This window comes from Photorhabdus sp. P32, from assembly GCF_038085095.1.
Taxonomy (GTDB): Bacteria; Pseudomonadota; Gammaproteobacteria; order Enterobacterales; family Enterobacteriaceae; genus Photorhabdus; species Photorhabdus luminescens.
Map to the genome: position 1 here is coordinate 1 of NZ_JAZGJN010000209.1, position 22,496 is coordinate 22,496.

Sequence of the window (22,496 nt, forward strand, 5' to 3'; positions counted from 1 at the left end):
CCAGCTGAGCTATGGATGCGTGGTTTAAATGGCGGTGAGAGAGGGATTCGAACCCTCGATGCAGCTTTTAACCGCATACTCCCTTAGCAGGGGAGCGCCTTCAGCCTCTCGGCCATCTCACCGTACGCTTTCTTTCGAATCGCGACTCAGAACTTTTGTTTAAGCTCCTCGTCACTGCGTGGCGCACATATTACTTTCCCAGACTTATAAGTCAAACAATTTTTCTAAACCTGTGTTTGTTTGAACACTTCACACACAAGATGTTTAGTTTGACGTCAAAAAGTGTGCTTTATCAGCAGTAAATTATCACAACCTCAATTTAAGTGCATGCAAATCATTATTCGCCACAATAGCATGATAGGAACACGATATTCTTACGATAGAAAAACAAAAAAGGGGGAAAATAGACAAGAATTTAAGAAATTAGTAAGACCAAAAAATACCAACAGAGATGAAATCCCTCAAAAATGGCGCCCGGTTCTGACAGAGATAGGACGCCAACTTAGAGTCAGTAAGTTGTTGGCTGAGACTTTTCGGCCTGAATCCGCTGATAAATTTCTTCACGGTGAACAGAAACTTCTTTAGGGGCATTTACACCAATACGAACTTGGTTACCTTTAACCCCCAGTACTGTAACTGTTACCTCATCGCCTATCATGAGCGTTTCACCAACTCGACGAGTCAGAATAAGCATTCTTTGCTCCTTGAAAATTTAAAAGAGTCGGGTCTTTCGGTTTCCCCGCTATTATCCATCAAACACCGTGAAAACGTAAAACAATGGTATATGCTTAAAGTATAAGCAATTTTAAGCGCATTTCCTACCTATATAGTTTAGCCAAAATAAATAAATATGCGCTTAACCTTTTAACAATTTCACAACAAGATTTCAAGGCACCATAAAAACAACGCTATGATGCCCTTTAAACTCAGGTAATACCGCTTATAGCCGCGATGCTACCCACTCTTCCACGCTATCCAAAGCAGAAGGCAACGCTTCAACATCAGAACCACCTGCCTGGGCCATATCAGGGCGACCACCGCCTTTACCACCGATTTGCTGAGCTACAGAAGAAATTAACTCACCTGCTTTTATTTTAGCAGTCAGATCCTTTGTGACACCAACAATTAAGCTGACTTTATCATCACTTATAGTGGAAAGCACAATAATCGCTGAATCTAGTTGATTTTTTAGATCATCAACCATCGTTCTCAACATCTTAGGTTCTGTATTGCTTAACTGACTGACCAACAACTTCACGCCCTTCACTTCTTTCGCTTTACTTGCTAAAGAAGAGCTCTCTTGTGCAGCCTGTTGATCTTTAAGCTGTTGAAGCTCTTTTTCCAACGCTTTGGTTCTATCCAACGTCACCCGTACTTTTTCACTCAGGCTATGGATATCACTTTTCACTAATTGAGCAATATCCTGAATTAAATCAACCTGTTGATGTACAGACTCCAACGCTTTTTTACCTGTAATCGCTTCGATCCTACGGATACCCGCAGCCGTTCCAGATTCAGCAATAATACGGAACAAGCCAATATCACCGGTACGATTCGTATGAGTCCCTCCACATAATTCAGTGGAAAAATCCCCCATTGACAGTACACGGACTTGTTCTTCGTATTTTTCACCAAACAGTGCCATTGCACCTTTGGCTTTTGCTGTTTCCAGATCCATCAATTCAGTAACAACAGGTGAATTTTGACGAACTTCGGCATTAACCAAATCCTCAACCTGACGGATCTGCTCTGGTTTCATCGCTTCAAAGTGAGAAAAATCAAAGCGAAGGTATTTATCGTTAACCAGAGAGCCTTTCTGTGATACGTGCTCACCCAAAATTTGACGTAACGCAGCATGTAACAGATGAGTTGCTGAGTGATTCAAACGAATTGCATCACGACGTTCAATATCAATAACCGCATTGATGTTATGGTTTACACTTAAAGTACCTTTTTCAAGCTTACCAATATGACCAATAGCCTGACCATATTTTTGTGTATCAATAACACAAAAAGCACAATCGGTATTACTCAGAATACCTGAGTCACCAACTTGTCCACCGGACTCAGCATAAAAAACGGTCTTATCCAGTATAACAATCGCTTCTTCACCCGCTTGAATTTGATTGACTGATTCACCATTACGGAAAATAGCAGTTACTATTGCCTGCTGTTCGTTATGATCGTAACCAGAGAAATCACTGCGTTCATCAACTTTGATCAATTCATTATAATCGGTACCGAAACCACTTGATTCGCGAGCACGACGACGCTGATTTTCCATCGCCGCTGCAAATCCCGCTTCATCAACGCTAATATTACGCTCACGGCAAACATCAGCAGTTAAATCCACAGGGAAACCATAGGTATCATACAGACGGAAAGCCGTTTCGCCATCCAGAATATCGCCGGACAGTTTTGCCAGTTCATCGTCTAGCAACTGAAGACCACGTTCCAGAGTACGAGCAAACTGCTCTTCTTCTGTTTTCAAAATCTGCTCAACAATTGTTTGCTGGCGTTTAAGCTCTTCTCCCGCAGCGCCCATCACGTCTATCAATGGGGCAACCAGTTTGTAGAAGAAGGTCTCTTTAGCCCCCAACATGTTTCCGTGACGGATAGCTCGGCGGATAATACGACGCAGAACATAACCACGGTTTTCATTAGAAGGAACAACACCATCACAAATCAAAAATGCACATGAACGAATGTGATCAGCAATAACCCGCAGAGATTTATTACTCAGATCATCTGTAGCGCCAGTGACATTAGCAACAACTGTAATCAAATCACGGAACAGATCGATCTCATAGTTAGAATTGACGTGCTGCAATACAGCGGCGATCCGCTCTAGCCCCATCCCCGTATCTACTGATGGTTTTGGCAACGGCTCCATCGTGCCATCAGCATGACGGTTGAACTGCATAAAGACGATATTCCAGATTTCAATATATCTGTCACCATCTTCCTCTGGGCTTCCTGGAGGTCCACCCCAAATATGTTCGCCATGATCATAAAAAATTTCAGTGCAAGGACCGCAAGGACCGGTATCACCCATTTGCCAGAAATTATCCGATGCATAAGGCGCACCTTTGTTATCACCAATGCGGATAATTCTTTCTGCTGGTATTCCGACTTCATTCTTCCAAATATCATAGGCTTCATCATCTGTCTGATAGACAGTCACCCATAATTTTTCTTTAGGCAAATTGAACCAATCTTTGCCAGTCAGAAGTTCCCAAGCATAGCTAATAGCATCATGTTTGAAATAGTCACCAAAACTGAAATTACCGAGCATCTCAAAGAAAGTATGATGACGTGCGGTGTAACCTACATTTTCTAAATCGTTATGTTTACCACCGGCACGAACACAACGCTGAGCAGTTGTTGCTCGGGAATAAGATCTTTTGTCTTGTCCAAGAAATACATCCTTAAACTGGTTCATCCCTGCGTTGGTAAACAGCAGTGTTGGGTCATTATTTGGCGCCAAAGAACTACTTGGTACGATTTGATGCCCTTTAGTATGAAAAAAGTCGAGAAACGCTTGACGGATCTCAGCGGTGCTTTTGCTCATAATTGTCCCGAAATCAAGCTGGAAAAACAGATTTATGAATTGGTTAGGCGGGATATTCCATCACCTATTTTCAACTCACGAATAAACAAAGTGGGGATAAGATAAAAGTTCTTCTATTAGAAGTAAAATCCCAGATACATCCATTCGCTGGCAGCATTGTAAATCGTCTGGGTATTTTCTGAAAGCATGATCGCATAATATGGATAATACTCGCTTTCTGAGAGAAGAAACCGCGTCATTATTAACGCGGTATAAGTTTGATGACAAAACTTTTACAGCTTTAATACGAGAATACAAACTACCGATATAATTAGTTAGATTAGAATTCTTCGTTATTCATCTCTTCGTTTCCATCACCTTCGTAATCAGAAGCAGCACTACTGAATTCACCGGCATTATGCAACAGCATTTCACGTAATTTTTTATCCAGTTCAGTAGCAATTTCAGGGTGCTCTTTCAGGTAGATGGTAGCATTCGCTTTGCCTTGACCAATTTTATCGCCATTATAGCTGTACCATGCGCCTGCTTTTTCCACCAGTTTATGCTTCACGCCTAAATCGATTAATTCACCATAAGTGTTAATGCCTTCGCCATACATAATCTGGAATTCTGCTTGCTTAAATGGCGCTGCCACTTTGTTTTTTACTACCTTAACACGGGTCTCGCTACCAACAACCTCTTCGCCATTTTTTACAGAACCAATGCGGCGAATATCCAGACGAACAGAAGCATAGAATTTCAGCGCGTTACCACCGGTTGTTGTTTCAGGATTACCGAACATGACACCAATTTTCATACGAATCTGGTTGATAAAGATCAACAACGTATTGGAGCTTTTCAAGTTACCGGCCAGTTTACGCATTGCCTGACTCATCATTCGAGCTGCCAGCCCCATATGAGAATCGCCAATTTCCCCTTCTATTTCAGCTTTTGGCGTTAAAGCAGCAACGGAGTCTACGATAATCACATCAACAGCGCCGGAACGTGTCAACGCATCACAGATCTCAAGAGCCTGTTCCCCCGTATCGGGTTGAGAACACAACAGATTATCAATATCAACACCTAACTTCTTAGCATAGATAGGATCAAGGGCGTGTTCAGCATCAATAAACGCACAGGTTTTACCTTCACGTTGTGCTGCGGCAATAACCTGTAACGTCAGCGTTGTCTTACCAGAAGATTCCGGACCATAGATTTCAACAATACGCCCCATCGGCAGGCCGCCAGCGCCTAATGCAATATCCAGCGACAATGAACCCGTGGAGATAGTTTCAACGTCCATTGAACGGTCTTCGCCCAAACGCATGATGGAACCTTTGCCAAACTGTTTTTCAATTTGGCCTAGTGCCGCTGCTAGTGCTTTTTGTTTATTTTCATCAATAGCCATTTTTACTCCCTCGTAAGCAATGAAAGGGCTCTCTCACTGCCGATGAATAATTTCTGATACTAAAACGTTGTCTGCAATTATACTGTATAATCATACAGCATCAAGTTAATTTTTTATACCCGTTATCTTTCAAGCTGCCTCTTTGTCGGCTGCACTCGCTCACCCTAGTCACATAGTCAGCTATGCTCCCAGGGATTCGCTCCCTTGCCGTCGCGATGCATCTTGAAATCCATTGGGTATATAATCTCTGATAACAATGTTTTCAGAGAATAGATGACAGCTTGAAGGCGTACTTCATTTCTATCACCGTTAAAACAACAATGGCGGGACACAACTTCTACCCCATTTACCGTTAGATATGCAAATCCGAACCACACTGTACCAACAGGTTTTTCTGCACTGCCGCCATCAGGCCCGGCAATGCCGCTGACCGAAACCGCCAGATCTGCCTGCGCGGCTTTCAGTGCTCCTGCGGCCATTTCGCTCACAACCTGTTCACTAACAGCGCCATATTGCTGCAAAACCGCTTCTGACACACCAAGCATCTGATGCTTAGCTTTATTACTGTATGTCACAAAGCTTCGGTCAAAATAAGCAGAGCTACCAGCAATATCGGAAATGGTCTTCGCCAACCAGCCACCGGTGCAAGATTCAGCACAAGTCACCCACAGTTTGTGCTGTCTCAGTTTCTCTCCCAGTTCAATACTAAGCTGAGTCAGAATTTTTTCACTCATAACACACTCTTTATCCGGTAAAAGATCAATTTCTTTGAAACCGGTTCCAAATCCACAAACTCGTGATTGTCAACGCCAACAGAGTCCCAAAGCCTATCCCTGTTGTAACAACCGGGACGCCTATTTTAATAACCAATGAGTACAAGCCAAGCATCAATAACATGGCGATATTCTCACCCAAATTCTGCACTGCGATTGCATAACCGGCCCCAATCGTTTGTCTGCCGCTTTCCTGCAATAATGCATTCAATGGCACAATAAACAAACCGCCAAAAATACCGAGAATGATTAATAAGACGTAGGAAGCCCAAATACTTTGCTGAACAGCAAAAATGATCACCATCACGCCGATTAAAACACCAGCAGGCATACAACGGTGGACTGTTTTAAGGGTGATGAAACGGGCAGCAACACCGGCGCCAATAATAATGCCGACAGCAACCATCACATTAAGTATTGTCGGCGTGCTATTGTCAGAAATTCCCAGAACAACAGGCACCCATAAGACTAATAGGAATCTCAGTGTTATACCTGCTCCCCAGAACAAACTGGTGCCAATTAAAGAAAATCGAGCGCCTTTGTTATGCCAAAGAATACAACAAGATGAAGTAAAGTCTGTCAGCATCTTTTTCAGATTCCAGCCTTTATCCTGACGTACAGCCGATAATCGGGGGATAAAGAAATTAGCGACAACAGCAATACCATACATCAGCGCACAAACAAGCAGTGCGACAGCCAGGTTCCAATCAGACAAAAAACCGCCAGCAACTGAACCGGTAAGAATGGCAATTATCGTTGAAGCTTCCATCAAACCATTAGCTTTTACTAAACGGTCGCCATCGGTCAGTTCAACCAATATTCCGTATTTAGCCGGTGAATATGATGCAGCTCCCACTCCCACCAAGGCATAACCCAGAAATGGATCGTATCCCAGACAGATAGTAAACGCGCCCAACAACTTGATGCTATTAGCAAACAACATCACCCGATCTTTCGGGAAACGATCGGCAATTTGCCCCACAAAAGGCGCCAATAGGATATATGCCAAAACAAACACTATCTGTAATATCGGCTGACTCCAGTCAGGATAAAACTGGGCTTTCAACTGTGCCAAAATCGCAAACAACAGCGCATTATCGGCAAAAGCCGAAAAAAACTGCGACACCAATACGGCTTTCATGCCACGGGTTAATAGCGGCTGAACAACGGAGGATGTATTCACAATGATTATTCCTGTCCAGCTTCGGCTATTTTACACAAAGTGACAAAATCGGCTTTACCACTGTCAAGTGCTGGCAATGATTTCACATAACGAATATCACAAGGAATTGCTAACTCCGGGATACCCATTTCCTGAGCAGCCTGACACATTGATGAATATTTCAGTTGCGAATCAGTTGTGAACAACACCCATCTTTCTCCTTCGTTATGACCATTCTTAACGGTAGCAACATGCATGGCATCAGGAGAGACCTTCAATGCAAGTTGCTCTACACTTTCCAATGACACGGTTTCTTCCTGTTTAGCAAAACGTTTCCCCCGACCAAGACGTTTCCCCTGACCAAGACGTTTCCCCTGACCAAGAATAGTACAGAATCCCTGTTCATCAATTGAAACAATGTCTCCAGTATCGAACCAACCAAACTGAATATTCCCATGCTCATCTTTTGCCGCAGGTGGTTCTAAATGATTTGGATTTTCAACGCTCAGATACCCCTTCATCATATTCGGGCCACGTAGCTGCAAACGTCCCCCCTTCTTAATTCCTGCTACCGGAATCAAACGGGATTCCATTGCCGGCAAAATCCGCCCAACAGTACCGACTTTAGCCATCATCGGCACATTCAATGCAACGACAGGCGCACATTCTGTCATGCCATATCCTTCTAAAATGCGAATACCGAATTTATCTTGCCAAATCTGTTTCGTATTTTCAGCGAGCTTTTCAACACCGGCTATAACACAACGAAGACGCGCAAAATCATACGGATGAGCGAAATAGGCATAATTCTCCAGGAAAGTGGATGTCCCCAATAATACGGTACAGTTACATTCATATACCATTTCTGGCACTATCCGATAATGCAATGGGTTTGGGTAGAGGAATATCCGGCTACCAGACAATAGCGGAGTGAATAAACCAACAGTCAACCCAAATGCATGAAATAGCGGTAAAGAAGACATAAAACGGTCAAGTGGATTGAAATCAGTAATGGTTTTTATCTGTTCCACATTGGCTAACAAACTCGCGTGACTGTGAACTACACCTTTTGATACAGCTTCTGAACCGGACGTAAATAACACCAAAGCATCATCATCTGGTTTTTGTGCTACCATCGCTTGCTTCGGAAAAAAGAGGTGCCACAAGACCCATAATTTATCCCGAAAAGTTACCGTACCTTCCAAATCCTCAAGATAAATCCAGTTAACCTCCGTAACCTGCTCGGATAAATGTGTTAATCGCTCCTTTTCCAGAAATTGCCGGGAAGTCACAATAGTTTTAATACTGGCAGTCGCTACCGCATTTTTCAATCCATGACTGTCGGCTGTATAGTTTAGTAAAGCCGGTATTCTACCTCTCAAAGATGCCCCGAATATCGCAGCTACCATAATAGTGGCATTAGGTAAAAGAAAACCTATCCGTTCCCCCTGGCAGGTAAAACGCTGCAAAACACGGCTGGCAGCCAGTATTTTTTTAAGCAGACTGTTATAACTCTCTTCTTTAAAAGGAACCTCTCCAATACAGGGCTTAAAACGACCAAATTGTTTTCGTGCAGCCAATAAAGATTCAAATATTGTTTCTTGCGGTCGAGTCGCCATTCGCGCATTCATCATTATTTCATGCAAACGCTCACCGGCTAAACGACGTCGTTGCTCCGAACCAGACACATCCGGCATCGGCAATTGTACCGCAGGCAAGATTTTCATAGTCACCTTCGGAAAAAGGTGAAGTTTGAAAATACCTTTTAATCGGCTGAATACGGTTCTTTCCAGCCCTTCAATGCGAACAGGAACCACAGCAGCTTCTGACATCGCGGCAATAAAAGCCGCTCCATCATAGATTTTCATCAAAGAACCGGTAACCGTGATTCTTCCTTCAGGAAAAATAACTATTGGTCGCCCTTTTTCTATTTCCTTAACCAGCACCCTGATAGCCATTGGATTTATTGGGTCCAAAGGAGCTATTTCAACATAGCGCCTTACCAGTTTCATAAAACCACGATTTGCAATATTGGAATAGACAGCAAATACTGGCTTGACCGGTAAGAAAAGCGTCAGCAAAACCCCATCAATAAAAGAGACATGATTAGGCGTGATAAGGCATTTGGGGTGGTTAAATTGTTTAATATCTCCTTCTACTGTTAAACGAAACATTAAACGAAAAACAAGCCTTAGAAATTTAAACAACATATTCGTATCTCAACCCATTTGAAAAAATAAATAGAAGATACTATTTATCATTCGACTCTGTAATATTCTTATTTCTCTATAAAGAATACTAAAATAGTGTCAGGAGATTATTCCAGAAAGAATCATTTCTTTCACATAAGCTGTAATTTTTTCCGGTGAAAGTTGCGCATTAATAATATGATTTGCACACTCACAGTAGAGATTCTCTCTGGCGGCAAGCACTTCCTCCATCTCTTCAACAATAGATTTTCCCGTTAAACTAGGGCGCTGGGTATTTTCTGGTTGCTGCATTAATCGCTCAGCCAAAATGCTCGCTGAAGCTTGAAGATAAATCACCGTGCCATTTTGTCGCATATATTGGCGATTTTCAGCGGAAAGAATAATCCCTCCACCGGTAGAAATAACGCGATTGCTTTGACTAACTTGTTGTAAAGCTTGACTTTCTAATTGCCGAAATTGTTGCCATCCTTGCTGGTTAACAATATCCGCAATAGTCATGTTGCTGGTTTGTTGGATATGGTGATCAGTGTCAATAAATGTGTACGATAATTCATTGGCTAATAATTTTCCAACCGTCGTTTTTCCTGCCCCACGTGCACCTACAATAAACAATATTTGGTTCACTGCCTGATATCCTTGATAAATTTCATCGTTAAAAATATATTAACGCCTATAGTAACCAGAACTTTACATCAACGTAAAATTAAAAGTTAACATATACGGTAAAAGCTACCCCAAAAGCATGATCTTACCGAAACTTCAATATAATCAGACACGCTTCTGAGGTAACAATAAACAGATTACTTACGGATTAAATCATCTCCATAACCAATCCATTTATACGTAGTCAGCGCATCTAATCCCATTGGACCACGGGAATGCAGTTTTTGCGTGCTAACGGCAACTTCCGCTCCCAAGCCAAACTGGCCGCCATCAGTAAAGCGAGTGCTAGCATTCACATAAACCGCAGCAGAATCAACCTGACGAACAAAATAGTCAGCATTGTGCAAAGATTGAGTCAAAATAGCATCAGAATGGGACGTACCATATGTACGAATATGATCAATTGCCTGTCCCATATCACTGACAATTTCCACATTCATATCCAGAGATAACCACTCATCACAGTAATCTGCTTCCATGACATCCACGACCTTAGCAGGTCCATCTTTCAAAAACGCCATTGCTGATTTACTCGCATGCAGAGTAACCCCCTGCGCTTCCATGCTTTTGCTCAACGCCGGCAGAAAATCAGCCGCAATCTTCTGATGTACCAACAAAGTTTCCAAAGCATTACAAGCGCTTGGGCGTTGCACCTTAGCGTTAGTGATTATAGTTAATGCCTTATCAAAATCAGCGCTTTCATCGACAAAAGTATGACAAACGCCAATTCCGCCCGTAATAACTGGAATAGTCGATTGCTCACGGCACAGCTTATGCAACCCTGCGCCACCACGTGGAATCAACATATCCACATAGCGATCCATTTTCAGTAGCTGAATAACTAACTCACGGTCCGGTTTATCTATCGCCTGCACGGCTGCGGCAGGTAATCCACTCTGTTCAAGCGCCTGCTGAATAACTTTCACTGTCGCTTGATTGGTGTTGTGAGTCTCTTTACCACCACGCAAAATAACCGCATTACCGGTTTTCAAACACAGAGATGCAACATCAATAGTGACATTAGGACGTGCTTCATAAATCACCCCGACCACACCCAGTGGTACACGGCGACGCTCCAACCTCAAGCCACTGTCAAGCAAACTGCCATCAATGACTTCCCCTACCGGGTCAGATAAACGGCATACCTGACGCACATCATGAGCTATCGCGGTCAAACGTTCCGGCGTCAATAACAGACGATCCAACAATGCTTCGCTCATGCCCTGTTTACGGGCCTGAATCATATCAAGCTGATTAGCTTCAAGAATGATTGCACTTTCCTGCTCTAGCAAATCGGCAATGCGAATTAATGCCTGATTTTTCTGTTTTGTATTTAGCTGTGCCAGTTGCCATGCAGCTTCCCTGGCAGCCTTTCCCATTTGTTCTAACATTATGAATCCTTAACTCACGATCATGTCGTCACGATGAACTGCAACAGCACCATATTCATAACCGAGGATTTGGCTTATTTGTTGTGAATGGCGGCCTGCAATTAAACGTAGAGCATCACTGTTATAACGGCAAACACCATGCGCCAAATCCTTACCAGACAGACTACGAATGCAGATAACCTCTCCACGGGAGAAATCACCTTTAATATTTTTAATCCCTTTCGGTAATAAAGAGCTGCCTTTTTCGCAGATTGCTGTTTCAGCGCCATGATCTACAATAATTTCACCCGCTGGAGGGGCGCCAAAAATCCAACGCTTACGATTTTCCATCGGGCTTTCCAACCCATGAAAGCGAGTACCTACCGGATTACCTTCAATAACATCAGAGATAACATCTGATTTATTACCCGCGGCAATAATGACATCAATACCCGCGCGACCTGCAATCCCCGCAGCTTGCAGTTTAGTTGCCATTCCTCCCGTCCCTAAACCCGAAACGCTATCACCGGCAACCATACGTAATTCATCGCTGATGTCATAAATTTCCGGGATAAGTTTTGCGTCTGGATTGCTACGCGGATCAGCGGTATACAGCCCTTCAATATCTGTCAGCAATAATAGTTTGTCTGCTCCACCCAGAATTGCTGCCAATGCAGATAAATTATCATTATCACCAACTTTAATTTCCGCCGTCGCAACTGCATCATTCTCATTAATGACAGGCACAATGCGATTATCGAGCAAAGCCTGTAAGGTATCTCTGGCATTTAAAAAACGTTCGCGATCTTCTAAATCCGCCCGAGTCAATAACATTTGCCCAACATGGATACCATAAATAGAAAAGAGCTGCTCCCACAACTGAATCAACCGGCTTTGACCGACCGCCGCCAGCAATTGCTTGGATGCAATTGTTGCAGGTAGATCCGGATAGCCCAAATGTTCCCTCCCTGCCGCAATAGCGCCGGAAGTCACAATAATAATGCGATGACCTTTTTCATGTTGCTGAGCACATTGCCTTACCAGTTCTACAATATGAGCGCGATTCAGGCGACGAGAGCCGCCTGTCAGTACACTTGTCCCCAGTTTCACAACCAATGTTTGGCTGCTATTCATCATATTTTTGCCATTAGATTTAAATTGAAAAAACAGTGTTCAGTTTTAACAGGAGAGAAGCATTCTGCCAACAGGCATAACGTTAAATTGAAAAAATAGGAGTTTAGAACAAACTTATATTGTCCACTTCGCCCAAAAGCGCATGAAATCTTTATAAAATAAAGCAGTTAATAATCAACAAGTAACGGAAATTTCATTAACAGACTTTATTTTTCAACCATTGACTAATCTCCCGTAACGCCTTATTGAAACTGTTATAAACAGGCGTTGTCGGAATAGCCAGTAATTGACTATCCACTGATGACATTGCTATCAGCTTAGATTCTTCTTTCGGGCTGAAAATATCATTCTGCCAATAACCCGCTAACATAGGAACGGAACAACGCCGACCTAACAAACCTTGTTTTTTAAGGGAGTAACAACCGAGTTCGAGGCGAAATGCATTTTCATCCACATTATAAATACCCAATCTGCTCGCAAACATATCAAGGTACATCGAAGGTGAATTTTGTTGGCGTTCAACGCTATTGAGCCACTCATGAACGATAGCGCCAAGAGTTGCAACGCCCTTGATACGTTTAGATTCCAAATAGGCCAACCGGACGGCAATATTGGCGCCAAAGCGAAAACCAAAGAGTCCAATTCTGGTGTGATCAATCCAAGGAATTTCATCCAGTTGATGGATTATTTGTTGATGGAGAATACAGGTATCCTGTGTCATTCTCAAACGTGAGGAGTAGCCAATCGAAGGCATATCCACAGTTAACATCGCAAATCCAAGCGGCGCCAGATAATCACGGAATAGCCGATAATAATCGCTTTGCAAATTATCCAAACTGCCACAAACCAAAATAGTTGGAGAAGGTCTTTGCAATTGCTGAGGCAGATGAAGGAAACCGGTCACACAACCACCTTCCTTGAGTTTGAACTCTATTTTCCTCAACTGATAGCCAGAGCAACGAGCCGCATTTTCATAAGCTTTATTAGCTAAAATAACGGCCTGCTGAGACAACTCATCCCCCTTAAGATGGGGATAACCAGCGATGCTATACAAGTTAGCCGCTTTCAACCAGCAATTGCCGGCTTCCGAGCTCTGTTCCGTCTGCAACGCTTTCTGTTGCCACAACATCGCCTGATGTGACCACTCAAAAACCCAGTTACCTTTACGATACCCAATCACCGTATCCAGTAAATTATCATCACTGCGCTGCGCGTTTGTCATGGCAATCCGGCACAACACTTCTTCTATTTCAAACGGATCAATTCCTCGCCAAATCCACATCAGCCGGTTAATCATACGATACCAATTACCATGACTATTACCATCCAACGTACTGTAATTACCCGCAATTAATCGGGGATGGCGGTGCTTTACCAGTGTGGAAGTTTCCTGATGTTTTTGTCTTGGCTTAAAAAGTGACTCTGAAAGGTTCTGGTTTGCCATAACAAATGCTGACGTTATTTACCTTCACAAATTGGCGGAACGAATACGACACCCATATCCCAAGGTTGCTCGATCCAAGTATCTTGAGGAATATCAACAATATAATCATCAACCAGAGGGCGGCCTGCCGGTTTTGCAAAGATAGTCACAAAATGGGCTTTGGGATACATTTCACGGATGGCTTGAGCAGTTCCGCCAGTATCAACCAAATCATCCACAACGATGAAACCTTCACCATCACCTTCTGCTTTTTTCAGAACTTGCAGTTCACGTTGATTATTATGGTCATAGCTGGAAATACAGACTGTATCGACATGACGAATACCCAATTCACGCGCTAAAAGCGCGCCGGGTACAAGACCGCCGCGACTAACGGCAATGATGCCTTTCCACTGTTCGACAGGGAGTAAACGTTGCGCCAATTTACGGGCATGTATTTGCAACATATCCCAGGTTACGACATATTTTTCGCTCATAAAAATTGATCCCGACAACTTAAGAATACTTTAGAAAAGCATCTCGCAAAAAAAGTTGCGCGAATTATAGTGACTTAGGTCTGTAAAAACTAGCGGAAACAGGGAATCAATGAATCGTATTATTCTTAACAAAAGTAAAGTGGTATTCTGAGCCCAATAACATCATGGCGTTAAGCGCTCATCATATATACCCTATGGATTTCAAGATGCATCGCGACGGCAAGAGAGCGAATCCCCGGGAGCATAGATAACTATGTGACCGGGATAAGTGAGCGCAGCCAACAAAGAGGCAACTTGAAAGATAACGGGTATAGAAACTTAATTGAGATGCAGTCATAGGAGATTCGTCGTGTCAGAACTATCACAATTATCCCCTCAACCTCTATGGGACATCTTTGCCAAAATCTGCTCCATTCCTCACCCTTCTCATCATGAAGAAGCGCTGGCGACTCACATTGTGCAATGGGCGCAAGAGAAAGGATTGCATGTTGAACGTGATCAGGTTGGCAATATTCTGATCAGAAAGCCCCCCAGTAAAGGGTTGGAGAATCGCAAGGCGGTTGTTCTACAAGCACACCTTGATATGGTGCCGCAGAAAAATAACGATACGGTGCATGACTTCACCAAAGATCCTATTCGTCCTTATATTGATGGTGAATGGGTTACGGCCCAAGGTACAACTTTAGGAGCAGATAATGGCATTGGTCTGGCATCAACATTAGCAGTGCTGGCTGATGACAATGTAAAACATGGCCCGCTAGAAGTTTTATTGACCATGACGGAAGAAACCGGCATGGATGGCGCTTTTGGCCTGCAACCAGGTTGGCTGCAAGCTGATATCTTAATCAATACCGATTCAGAAGAAGAAGGCGAAATCTACATGGGGTGTGCTGGTGGTATTGATTTCACCACCACTTTAGCACTGACTCGTGAAGCGGTTCCGGCTAACTACAAAACAGTAAAACTGACAATCAAAGGTCTAAAAGGCGGTCATTCCGGTTGTGATATTCATGTAGGACTAGGTAATGCCAACAAACTATTGGCACGATTCCTGGCCGCCCACACTCAGGAATTGGCGCTAAAACTCCTCGACTTCCAAGGCGGTACGCTGCGTAATGCTATTCCACGCGAAGGCCATGTTATTGTTGCTATCCCTGCCGATAAAGCAGAACAGCTTACTCAATTGAAAGACAAATATTTAGGCATACTGAAAAATGAATATGCCATCGTTGAGAAAAATCTGACTGTCTTGCTGGAAGAGGTTGAAACCAATATTCAGGCATTAACTGATGACTGCCAAAACCGTTTTATCTCTCTGCTAAATAGCGCACCTAATGGTGTTATCCGCATGAGTGATGTCATCAAAGGTGTAGTAGAAACCTCACTAAACGTGGGTGTTGTGGCAATGGAACAAGATAAGGTCAATATTATTTGTTTAATCCGTTCGCTTATCGACAGCGGTAAATCTTATATCATAGGCATGCTTTCTTCGCTGGCTAAACTCTCAAAGGCTGAGATTTCCGCTAAAGGCGACTATCCCGGCTGGCAGCCAGATGCAAATTCTCCAGTAATGCATTTAGTACAGGAAACCTATCAGCAACTGTTCGATAAAACACCCAACATTATGGTGATCCACGCAGGATTGGAATGTGGCCTGTTTAAAAAACCTTATCCTGATATGGATATGGTATCTATCGGGCCAACTATCACCGGCGCTCACTCCCCTGACGAACAAGTTCACATTAAGAGTGTTGGGCAATATTGGCAACTGCTGACCGCAGTCTTGAAAGCCATTCCTGAAAAGGCTTAATCAACTCTCCCCTGCCTCGATGTGATGGCAGGGGAATTAACATTCAAGCAAGTTACCATTCAAGTAAGAGTTGCCGCTCAATTTCTGGGTCCTGCAAAGTCACGTGCAAACCGACTAAACGAACGCCGCGCCCTTCCCGGCGAGATGTCCATGTTTTCTGGGCCAATTGCAGTAAATCCTGCTTATCCAATAGTGGATGAACATGTTCCTGAGTTGTGAGTTGAAAATCATCAAATTTCAGTTTAACCCCCTGACGGGCAATCCGCAGATCAGGTTTAACGTTACTCAATCGTTTTTCCAATTCCAGATATAAACTTTCTATCAGTTCAGTGCACTGTTCCCATTGATGAATATCTCTCGCAAGTGTCCGCTCCACACCAATTGATTTTCGCAGACGGTCTGGATTCACCAATCGTTCATCAATCCCGTGACAACGATCCCAAAGTACCTGACCAAATTTCCCCAACTGTTTTACCAAAACAATGACGTCATATTTTTGTACATCAGAACAGGTTTCCAGCCCCATATTAGTCAGCCGTTGCACCATGACTTTGCCAACTCCCGGAATTTTCCCCAAAGGTAACACCTTAACAAAATTAGCCACTCGCTCAGGAGGAATGACATATTGCCCATTCGGTTTATTAATATCAGAAGCGATTTTTGCCAAAAATTTCACCGGCGCAATACCGGCTGATGCCGTCAATTGTAATTCATCAAAAATGGATTTACGGATTTCCTGTGCGATAAGCGTGGCAGATCCATAACAATGATGGCTATCAGTAACATCCAGATAAGCTTCATCTAACGACAGAGGCTCTATCCACTCAGTATAACGAGAAAATATCTGACGAATATGCAGGGAAGCCTCCCTATACAGCGCCATACGCCCCGGAAGAACTTTAAGCTGAGGACAGAGTTTCAGCGCCATTGCGGTAGACATTGCACTACGTACCCCAAAACGACGGGCAGGATAATTAGCTGTACTAATAACGCCCCGCTTGTCTGCACTGCCGCCCACCGCAATGGGAATATGACGAAGTGACGGATCATCCCGCATTTCAATAGCTGCGTAGAAACAATCCATATCAATATGAATAATCTTTCGCATTCCGCTTTAGCCTATCAACAATGACTGTATAAACATACATAAAAATAGACTCAAGAGCAATCCAGTAACAACATCCAGAGTTACTGTTAAAAGATACTTCTAGCTCAGATTTGAAAATATCTTGATCAACAAAATAATTAATACCGTTATTAACTTTTTACTGCCCGATTCCTTGCGTTAAGTGACCTATCCTGTAAGTGCAACTTTTCTATTTAACGACATTCCAGGATGGTTATGACAATGAAAAATAGCGGGAAACCACAAAAAACCTCAGCTACAGCGACGACACAGCCCATTAATCGCACTCTTCATTATGCTTTATCAAGCATAATTATGCTGAGTACTGGCCTGCCAGGTTATCTGGCTGCACAGGAAAATGGCGATCAAAAAACAAGAGAAAAATCGGAAAAACCAGAGAAAGTCATCACACTGTCTACACTTTCTGTTATTGGCGGATTGAATAACAGCGTCAGTGCCGGAAGCTCAGTATTGAAAAAAGAGGATATTGAACGTACCCAGGCAGATAATATCGCCGAGCTGCTCGATCAACTCCCCGGCGTTGCTATGTCAGGATCGCCTCGTCCAGGCGGCCAAACTCTGAATATCTGGGGAATGGGCGACACAGAAGACGTCAAAGTCACCTTGGATGACGCCCCAAAAGGCTTCGAGAAATATTTACAAGGCTCTATCTTTATTGAGCCAGAATTAATTAAACGAGTCGATGTCGATAAAGGCCCACATAATCTACTGGATGGTAATGGCGGATTTGGCGGAACAGTTAAAGTTGTTACCAAAGATGCCAGTGATTTATTACGGCCGGGAGAAGATTTTGGTGGATTGCTGAAATACAGTTATCACACCAATGATCGCCAAAATATTTATAGCAGCGCAGTCTATGGCCGGACAATAGAAGGTTTCGCTGACGGCCTGTTATATATGAGCAAACGAGATGGCGGCAATATTAAACGACCAGATGGCACCCGCTTTGCTTTCTCTAAAAGTGATCAGGCATCCTATTTATTGAAAACGAATTTTTACCTGAACGATGCTAATACATTGACACTTTCCGCTATGCGTTCTGATTCTGATGGTTGGCAGCCGTGGGCAGCAAAACGCGATGAGATAGCGGTTCCGTCAGAAGCCGACGTTGAAAAATATGGTTGGAATGAAGCCTGGCGCCGGAAGTTAGTTTATCGTGATCAAACAGACCAAAATTACACCGCTAAATGGAACATTGCACCAGAAGACAATCCGTTACTTAATCTGACAGCAACCTACGCCTATTCGAAAACAGAACAGCACGATAAACGCTCAGCAAAAGCCCACAACGGTTTTCTTGGTTCATTGGGAAATGAAAGCTGGATCGACTATGTAGATAACTTAGCAGATATAAATAACAAAAGCGCTTTTATCACTGGGCCGATAGAACACACATTATTAGTTGGAGTTCGTTGGCATGAAAATCAACGTAATACCCTTATCCATGATAAAAGTAAAGACAAAAAACCTGAATATAATTACGGCTATTTTCAGCCAACCTATATGCCTTCAGGCGAGCAAAAAACGCGTAGTTTCTATTTGCAGGATGCAATGGTTATAGGCAGTGTTACTGTGACACCCGGTGTTCGCTATGACCATATCACCAATATTGGCAAACCCAATATCGCGGCAATCTACAATGATAACTCACCAAATATAGGTCATGATTACAGCAATGTCACCTATACCGGCTGGTCTCCTCATTTAGGTGTCATATGGAAAGCAACACAAAATCTGTCACTATTTTCTGATTTCAGCCGGACATGGCGTGCTCCATTGGTGGATGAACAGTATGAAATGCAATATGCCAAGGCAAGTGTCACCGCCACCAGCCGTAACTTGGATGTAGAAAGAATAACTGGTTTACGCTTCGGCGCGATTCTGAATTTCAATAGCCTGCTGGCAGACCAAGATAGTTTGCAAATCCGTACGACTTTATTCCGTAATAGAGGCAAGGATGAAATATTTACCCGTCGCGGAATAGTGTGTAAATCGCCGGATTGCGGAAAGCCTTTATCCAACTACCGTAATTTACCGGGATACACCATTCAGGGACTGGAAATCGAAACTTTCTACGACAGCAATTACCTGTTCGGAAAACTTTCTTATTCAACTATCCGTGGTCAGAGAGATGCTTCACCTCGCGATCCTTGGGGTAATAAAACCTGGATTGCGGAAATTCCACCAACCGCCGCCCGCGCCATGTTAGGCATAAAAATCCCTCAATGGCAAATGGCTATAGGCTGGACCGGAGATTTTGTCCGTAAACAAGACAGATCGCCTAAAGATGGCGATCCAATGGCAACACTCTGGTCAATACCAAAAAGCAAAGGTTATGCACTACACGGCTTATTCGCCAGTTGGCAACCCAATTTCTGGCAAGGTCTTGAAGCGCGTGTCACGGTAAATAACCTGTTTAATCGGGATTATCACCCATATCTCAGTGAATCGGTTTCCGGGATTGGACGTAATATTAAATTCAGTATCTCCCAGAAGTTCTGATTTCCCACCTGATAGTTCCCTCGGCTTGAGGGAACTCAGACTGCTAACCATTCAGCTCTTTAGGTTTCTTTCTCACCCTGATGCTGAAATATCGCAACTGACTGTTCTTCTAAAAAATCACACTTATTTAGTTGAATTAATTATTAACTTTATTTAATAATCATAATTACCTTGATTGATAAAATAGTCATTTCTTTATTGAAAAATGTATGTTGTCGTCAGAATGGACACCTGTTAAATTAAGACTCTTGTTATTTTATCGTATGGTTCATCTTATTTAGGTTTTTTACGTCACATGATTTAACCATTCTTTTAACATACTTATTTATATGAATTTTTTCTTAATTTATATCTTATAGCAAGAAATGTTAATTGATATCTCCATGTGTACACCGTCAGAATTATTATTTTTTTCCGCCGACAAAAAAACACATTTCATAAATTCCACAGAAATCAATGCCTATTTTTCTGGTGCTTGAACTTACTATCTTTATCAAATATCATTAGATATATTTTACTATGCCGCGAAAATAGAATATGACGGAACGTATTTATCTGTCCAGTCAGGTACTAACTGGTGATATTGAGGTAATTGATTGTATGCCTCGCGATGATGGTCGTTATGCCGTATGGCTGAAATCTACTATGTTTCACCCTCAAGGTGGTGGTCAGCCTAGCGATATAGGCTGGATCAATGAAGTGGAGGTCGTTCACGTTTCTATGGAAGACAGCGAAATCGTTCATCTAACCATAGAGCCAGTAGCACCGGGAAGCGCTTTTGCCCGTGTTGACGGTGAACGTCGCCAATTACATTCGCGGCTGCATTCTGCCGGACATCTTATTGGGCATGTGGTTGAGCTTGCGATGTGGCGCCCAATTAGAGCTCACCACTGGCCGGGTGAAGGGAGAATAGTATTCAAGCCGGGAGTGGATGCTCAAAGTGTATCGGCAGAGTATATACAGATGATCTGTGAGAACTATATTACAAAGGATTTACCGTGCAGAGTGACTTTGAGAGACGATGGATTCCGAGAAGTCAGCTTCGGTCATTTTACGCCTTACCTCTGCGGTGGTACCCATGTGACATCGCTAGGGCAACTGGGAGGTATCAGAGTACAGGAGGTACAGATAAAGAAGGGTAATCTAATAGTTCATTATGATGTGGTTTGATGGCTAACCACATTGTTTCAGCGCATTATAGGTAACGATAAGGAACAAGGATAATATGATTATAGAAACTGATCGTCTTGATGCTACTTATATAGAAAACTTGCTGATCAGGAAGTTTTGGCCATTCGAGTAAAGCAATTTGTTCCTAGTGTTTTAGCGACGCAACTGGGTAAAAAAATACTGGGGCATGGATTTGATAAATATTTGAATGCACCGAGCATAGGACGGATTGGAATGGCATTTTATGAAGCAGAAAATGAACCACCTCGTGTAGCTGATTATTTTGAAAGTGTGTTTAAAAACATCAATGACTTGCGGCAACGCTGTTCGCCTTATCTATCTCCGATGGATCTGCTGAGGTGTACTCTGGATGAGATTTGGTCTGCTGGCGCTCAACTAGAAACACTTTATGGAAAGAAAATGTATGTGGGGTTGTCGAGGGTGATTAGACCTGGGGTTACCTTTCTTGCTCATCACGACATTTTTGCTAAGGATGCCCCAGATAGTTTCAGAGCTAAGAGTCTACAAGCACAGTTTGCGGCTAATATTTATCTTGCTATGCCCAGTGAAGGCGGCGCCTTACAAATCTGGAAAGATAAACTTTCTCCCGAAGAGTTTGATTCTATGCGTGGTAACAGTTATGGCATTGAGCCTTCCTTGCTTGGTAAACCAGCACTGGAGATCCAACCGGGTGTGGGTGATCTTTTGATCTTTAACTCCCAATGTATGCACGCCGTGACTGCTGGCGTAGACGATCTACGTTTGAGCTTGTCATGTTTTATTGGTTACCGCGGAGCGGCAAACCCGCTGTCATTCTGGAGTTAATATGTTGTATAACTATTGGGGGGAATTTCTAGGACTGGCGGTGATTCATTTTCTGGCAGTGGTAGCACCGGGACCAGATTTCGCGGTTACCATACGACAAAGTGTGAGGTTTGGTCGCTGGGCTGGGATGTGTACGGCAGTGGGTATCGGAGCGGGAATATCAGTACATGTCATCTATACACTCGTGGGGGTTAGCGCGTTGATGCATACCACTCCGTGGTTAATGGAATTAGCAAAACTTATTGGGGGAACTTACATCATATGGCTCGGTATCAAATTTATCAGGAGTAAACCTACCGATTTGGCTGTCTTAGAGAGTGAAGGAATTGTTCAAACTTCACAGAGTAGCTGGAAAGCATTTCTGATGGGGTTTATGACAAACGCCCTTAATCCTAAGGCGACGTTGTTCTTTTTGGCAGTTTTCACGACGGTGGTGAGTAGCAATACACCTATCCCGATACAAATATTTTATGGGGTGTGGATGTGTATGGTCAATGCGGTATGGTTTGTATTAGTCAGTGTTATTTTTTCTAATATATTGATTCGTAATAAATTTATACGAAAAGGGTATTGGTTCGAGCGGGTGATGGGACTGGTGCTGATCGGATTTGCTATCCGGTTATTATTTATGTCTGTTTGAATTTCTCCAAAATAGGGATTGGCAACGAACGTCTCAATACTGATATACAACTTGTTCGGTAATAGGCGAAATGATTACTGTAATCAGCATAAAAAGATATATACCCTATGGATTTCAAGATGCAACGCGACAGCAAGGGAGTGAATCTCCGGGAGCATAACGAACTATGTGACCGGGGTGAGCAAGTGCAACCAACAAAGAGGCAACTTGAA

At 43.0% G+C, this 22,496-nt stretch carries 17 protein-coding genes and 1 tRNA gene; 5 read left to right on the plus strand and 13 right to left on the minus strand.

From position 1 onward, the window contains the following. Positions 1-29 precede the first annotated feature (29 nt). The 12 genes from V2H77_RS04160 to gpt form a co-directional block, all read right to left on the minus strand. Positions 30-122: transfer RNA gene (locus V2H77_RS04160), tRNA-Ser, on the minus strand. A gap of 386 nt (positions 123-508) precedes the next feature. After that, complete coding sequence (csrA, locus tag V2H77_RS04165) at positions 509-694, minus strand: carbon storage regulator CsrA (protein ID WP_002209449.1); 186 nt, start codon at positions 692-694, stop codon at positions 509-511. A gap of 246 nt (positions 695-940) precedes the next feature. Continuing rightward, on the minus strand, positions 941-3,571 hold the full coding sequence (gene alaS, locus V2H77_RS04170) for an alanine--tRNA ligase (RefSeq protein ID WP_341497798.1): 2,631 nt from the start codon (positions 3,569-3,571) through the stop codon (positions 941-943). A 319-nt stretch (positions 3,572-3,890) separates the two neighbouring features. Then, positions 3,891-4,958, minus strand: coding sequence for a recombinase RecA (recA, locus tag V2H77_RS04175; RefSeq protein ID WP_341497799.1), 1,068 nt, complete (start codon positions 4,956-4,958; stop codon positions 3,891-3,893). 176 nt (positions 4,959-5,134) lie between these two features. Then, entirely contained in the window at positions 5,135-5,692 is a 558-nt protein-coding gene (pncC, locus tag V2H77_RS04180; protein WP_341497800.1) for a nicotinamide-nucleotide amidase, read from the minus strand. Positions 5,693-5,717: 25 nt separating this feature from the next. After that, positions 5,718-6,872 carry a lysophospholipid transporter LplT gene (lplT, locus tag V2H77_RS04185; RefSeq protein WP_341497810.1) on the minus strand — a complete coding sequence of 385 codons (1,155 nt, stop codon included), beginning with the start codon at positions 6,870-6,872 and terminating at the stop codon, positions 5,718-5,720. Positions 6,873-6,919: 47 nt separating this feature from the next. Continuing rightward, positions 6,920-9,103, minus strand: coding sequence for a bifunctional acyl-ACP--phospholipid O-acyltransferase/long-chain-fatty-acid--ACP ligase (aas, locus tag V2H77_RS04190; RefSeq protein ID WP_341497801.1), 2,184 nt, complete (start codon positions 9,101-9,103; stop codon positions 6,920-6,922). A gap of 99 nt (positions 9,104-9,202) precedes the next feature. Next, positions 9,203-9,727 carry a shikimate kinase AroL gene (aroL, locus tag V2H77_RS04195; protein ID WP_341497802.1) on the minus strand — a complete coding sequence of 175 codons (525 nt, stop codon included), beginning with the start codon at positions 9,725-9,727 and terminating at the stop codon, positions 9,203-9,205. Positions 9,728-9,903: 176 nt separating this feature from the next. Further along, positions 9,904-11,157, minus strand: a complete 1,254-nt coding sequence (gene proA, locus V2H77_RS04200; protein ID WP_341497803.1) for a glutamate-5-semialdehyde dehydrogenase — start codon at positions 11,155-11,157, stop codon at positions 9,904-9,906. A gap of 9 nt (positions 11,158-11,166) precedes the next feature. After that, positions 11,167-12,270 (minus strand): glutamate 5-kinase, encoded by a 1,104-nt coding sequence (gene proB / locus V2H77_RS04205; RefSeq protein ID WP_341497811.1) that lies wholly within the window; start codon positions 12,268-12,270, stop codon positions 11,167-11,169. Positions 12,271-12,466: 196 nt separating this feature from the next. Next, on the minus strand, positions 12,467-13,714 hold the full coding sequence (frsA, locus tag V2H77_RS04210; protein WP_341497804.1) for an esterase FrsA: 1,248 nt from the start codon (positions 13,712-13,714) through the stop codon (positions 12,467-12,469). A gap of 14 nt (positions 13,715-13,728) precedes the next feature. Continuing rightward, positions 13,729-14,190 (minus strand): xanthine phosphoribosyltransferase, encoded by a 462-nt coding sequence (gpt, locus tag V2H77_RS04215; protein ID WP_088372523.1) that lies wholly within the window; start codon positions 14,188-14,190, stop codon positions 13,729-13,731. Between the two features lie 349 nt (positions 14,191-14,539). Between gpt and pepD the strand changes: the two genes are divergently transcribed. Then, a complete protein-coding gene (gene pepD / locus V2H77_RS04220; RefSeq protein ID WP_341497805.1) occupies positions 14,540-16,000 on the plus strand; it encodes a beta-Ala-His dipeptidase in 1,461 nt (486 codons plus the stop codon). Between the two features lie 52 nt (positions 16,001-16,052). Here the strand turns inward: pepD and dinB are convergent, their stop codons facing one another. Next, complete coding sequence (gene dinB, locus V2H77_RS04225) at positions 16,053-17,108, minus strand: DNA polymerase IV (protein ID WP_341497806.1); 1,056 nt, start codon at positions 17,106-17,108, stop codon at positions 16,053-16,055. A gap of 240 nt (positions 17,109-17,348) precedes the next feature. Here dinB and V2H77_RS04230 point away from each other — a divergent pair, with 240 nt between their 5' ends. From V2H77_RS04230 to V2H77_RS04245, 4 genes are all read left to right on the plus strand, one after another. Then, complete coding sequence (locus V2H77_RS04230) at positions 17,349-19,649, plus strand: TonB-dependent hemoglobin/transferrin/lactoferrin family receptor (protein WP_445935458.1); 2,301 nt, start codon at positions 17,349-17,351, stop codon at positions 19,647-19,649. A 537-nt stretch (positions 19,650-20,186) separates the two neighbouring features. Further along, positions 20,187-20,819, plus strand: coding sequence for an alanyl-tRNA editing protein (locus V2H77_RS04235; protein ID WP_341497808.1), 633 nt, complete (start codon positions 20,187-20,189; stop codon positions 20,817-20,819). 117 nt (positions 20,820-20,936) lie between these two features. Then, the gene (locus V2H77_RS04240) at positions 20,937-21,644 is read left to right on the plus strand and encodes a 2OG-Fe(II) oxygenase (RefSeq protein ID WP_341497809.1); all 708 of its coding nucleotides are present in this window, start codon (positions 20,937-20,939) and stop codon (positions 21,642-21,644) included. A 1-nt stretch (position 21,645) separates the two neighbouring features. Next, positions 21,646-22,284: a LysE family translocator gene (locus V2H77_RS04245; protein ID WP_265379372.1), complete on the plus strand. Its 639-nt coding sequence runs from the start codon at positions 21,646-21,648 to the stop codon at positions 22,282-22,284. Positions 22,285-22,496: the final 212 nt, after the last annotated feature.

Bases quoted from the DNA above. Each gene is read 5' to 3' on its own strand.
- csrA (WP_002209449.1), bottom strand. From the start codon at position 694: ATGCTTATTCTGACTCGTCGAGTTGGTGAAACGCTCATGATAGGCGAT.
- alaS (WP_341497798.1), bottom strand. From the start codon at position 3,571: ATGAGCAAAAGCACCGCTGAGATCCGTCAAGCGTTTCTCGACTTTTTT.
- recA (WP_341497799.1), bottom strand. From the start codon at position 4,958: ATGGCTATTGATGAAAATAAACAAAAAGCACTAGCAGCGGCACTAGGC.
- pncC (WP_341497800.1), bottom strand. From the start codon at position 5,692: ATGAGTGAAAAAATTCTGACTCAGCTTAGTATTGAACTGGGAGAGAAA.
- lplT (WP_341497810.1), bottom strand. From the start codon at position 6,872: ATGAAAGCCGTATTGGTGTCGCAGTTTTTTTCGGCTTTTGCCGATAAT.
- aas (WP_341497801.1), bottom strand. From the start codon at position 9,103: ATGTTGTTTAAATTTCTAAGGCTTGTTTTTCGTTTAATGTTTCGTTTA.
- proA (WP_341497803.1), bottom strand. From the start codon at position 11,157: ATGTTAGAACAAATGGGAAAGGCTGCCAGGGAAGCTGCATGGCAACTG.
- proB (WP_341497811.1), bottom strand. From the start codon at position 12,270: ATGAATAGCAGCCAAACATTGGTTGTGAAACTGGGGACAAGTGTACTG.
- frsA (WP_341497804.1), bottom strand. From the start codon at position 13,714: ATGGCAAACCAGAACCTTTCAGAGTCACTTTTTAAGCCAAGACAAAAA.
- gpt (WP_088372523.1), bottom strand. From the start codon at position 14,190: ATGAGCGAAAAATATGTCGTAACCTGGGATATGTTGCAAATACATGCC.
- dinB (WP_341497806.1), bottom strand. From the start codon at position 17,108: ATGCGAAAGATTATTCATATTGATATGGATTGTTTCTACGCAGCTATT.
- V2H77_RS04230 (WP_445935458.1), top strand. From the start codon at position 17,349: ATGAAAAATAGCGGGAAACCACAAAAAACCTCAGCTACAGCGACGACA.
- V2H77_RS04235 (WP_341497808.1), top strand. From the start codon at position 20,187: ATGACGGAACGTATTTATCTGTCCAGTCAGGTACTAACTGGTGATATT.
- V2H77_RS04245 (WP_265379372.1), top strand. From the start codon at position 21,646: ATGTTGTATAACTATTGGGGGGAATTTCTAGGACTGGCGGTGATTCAT.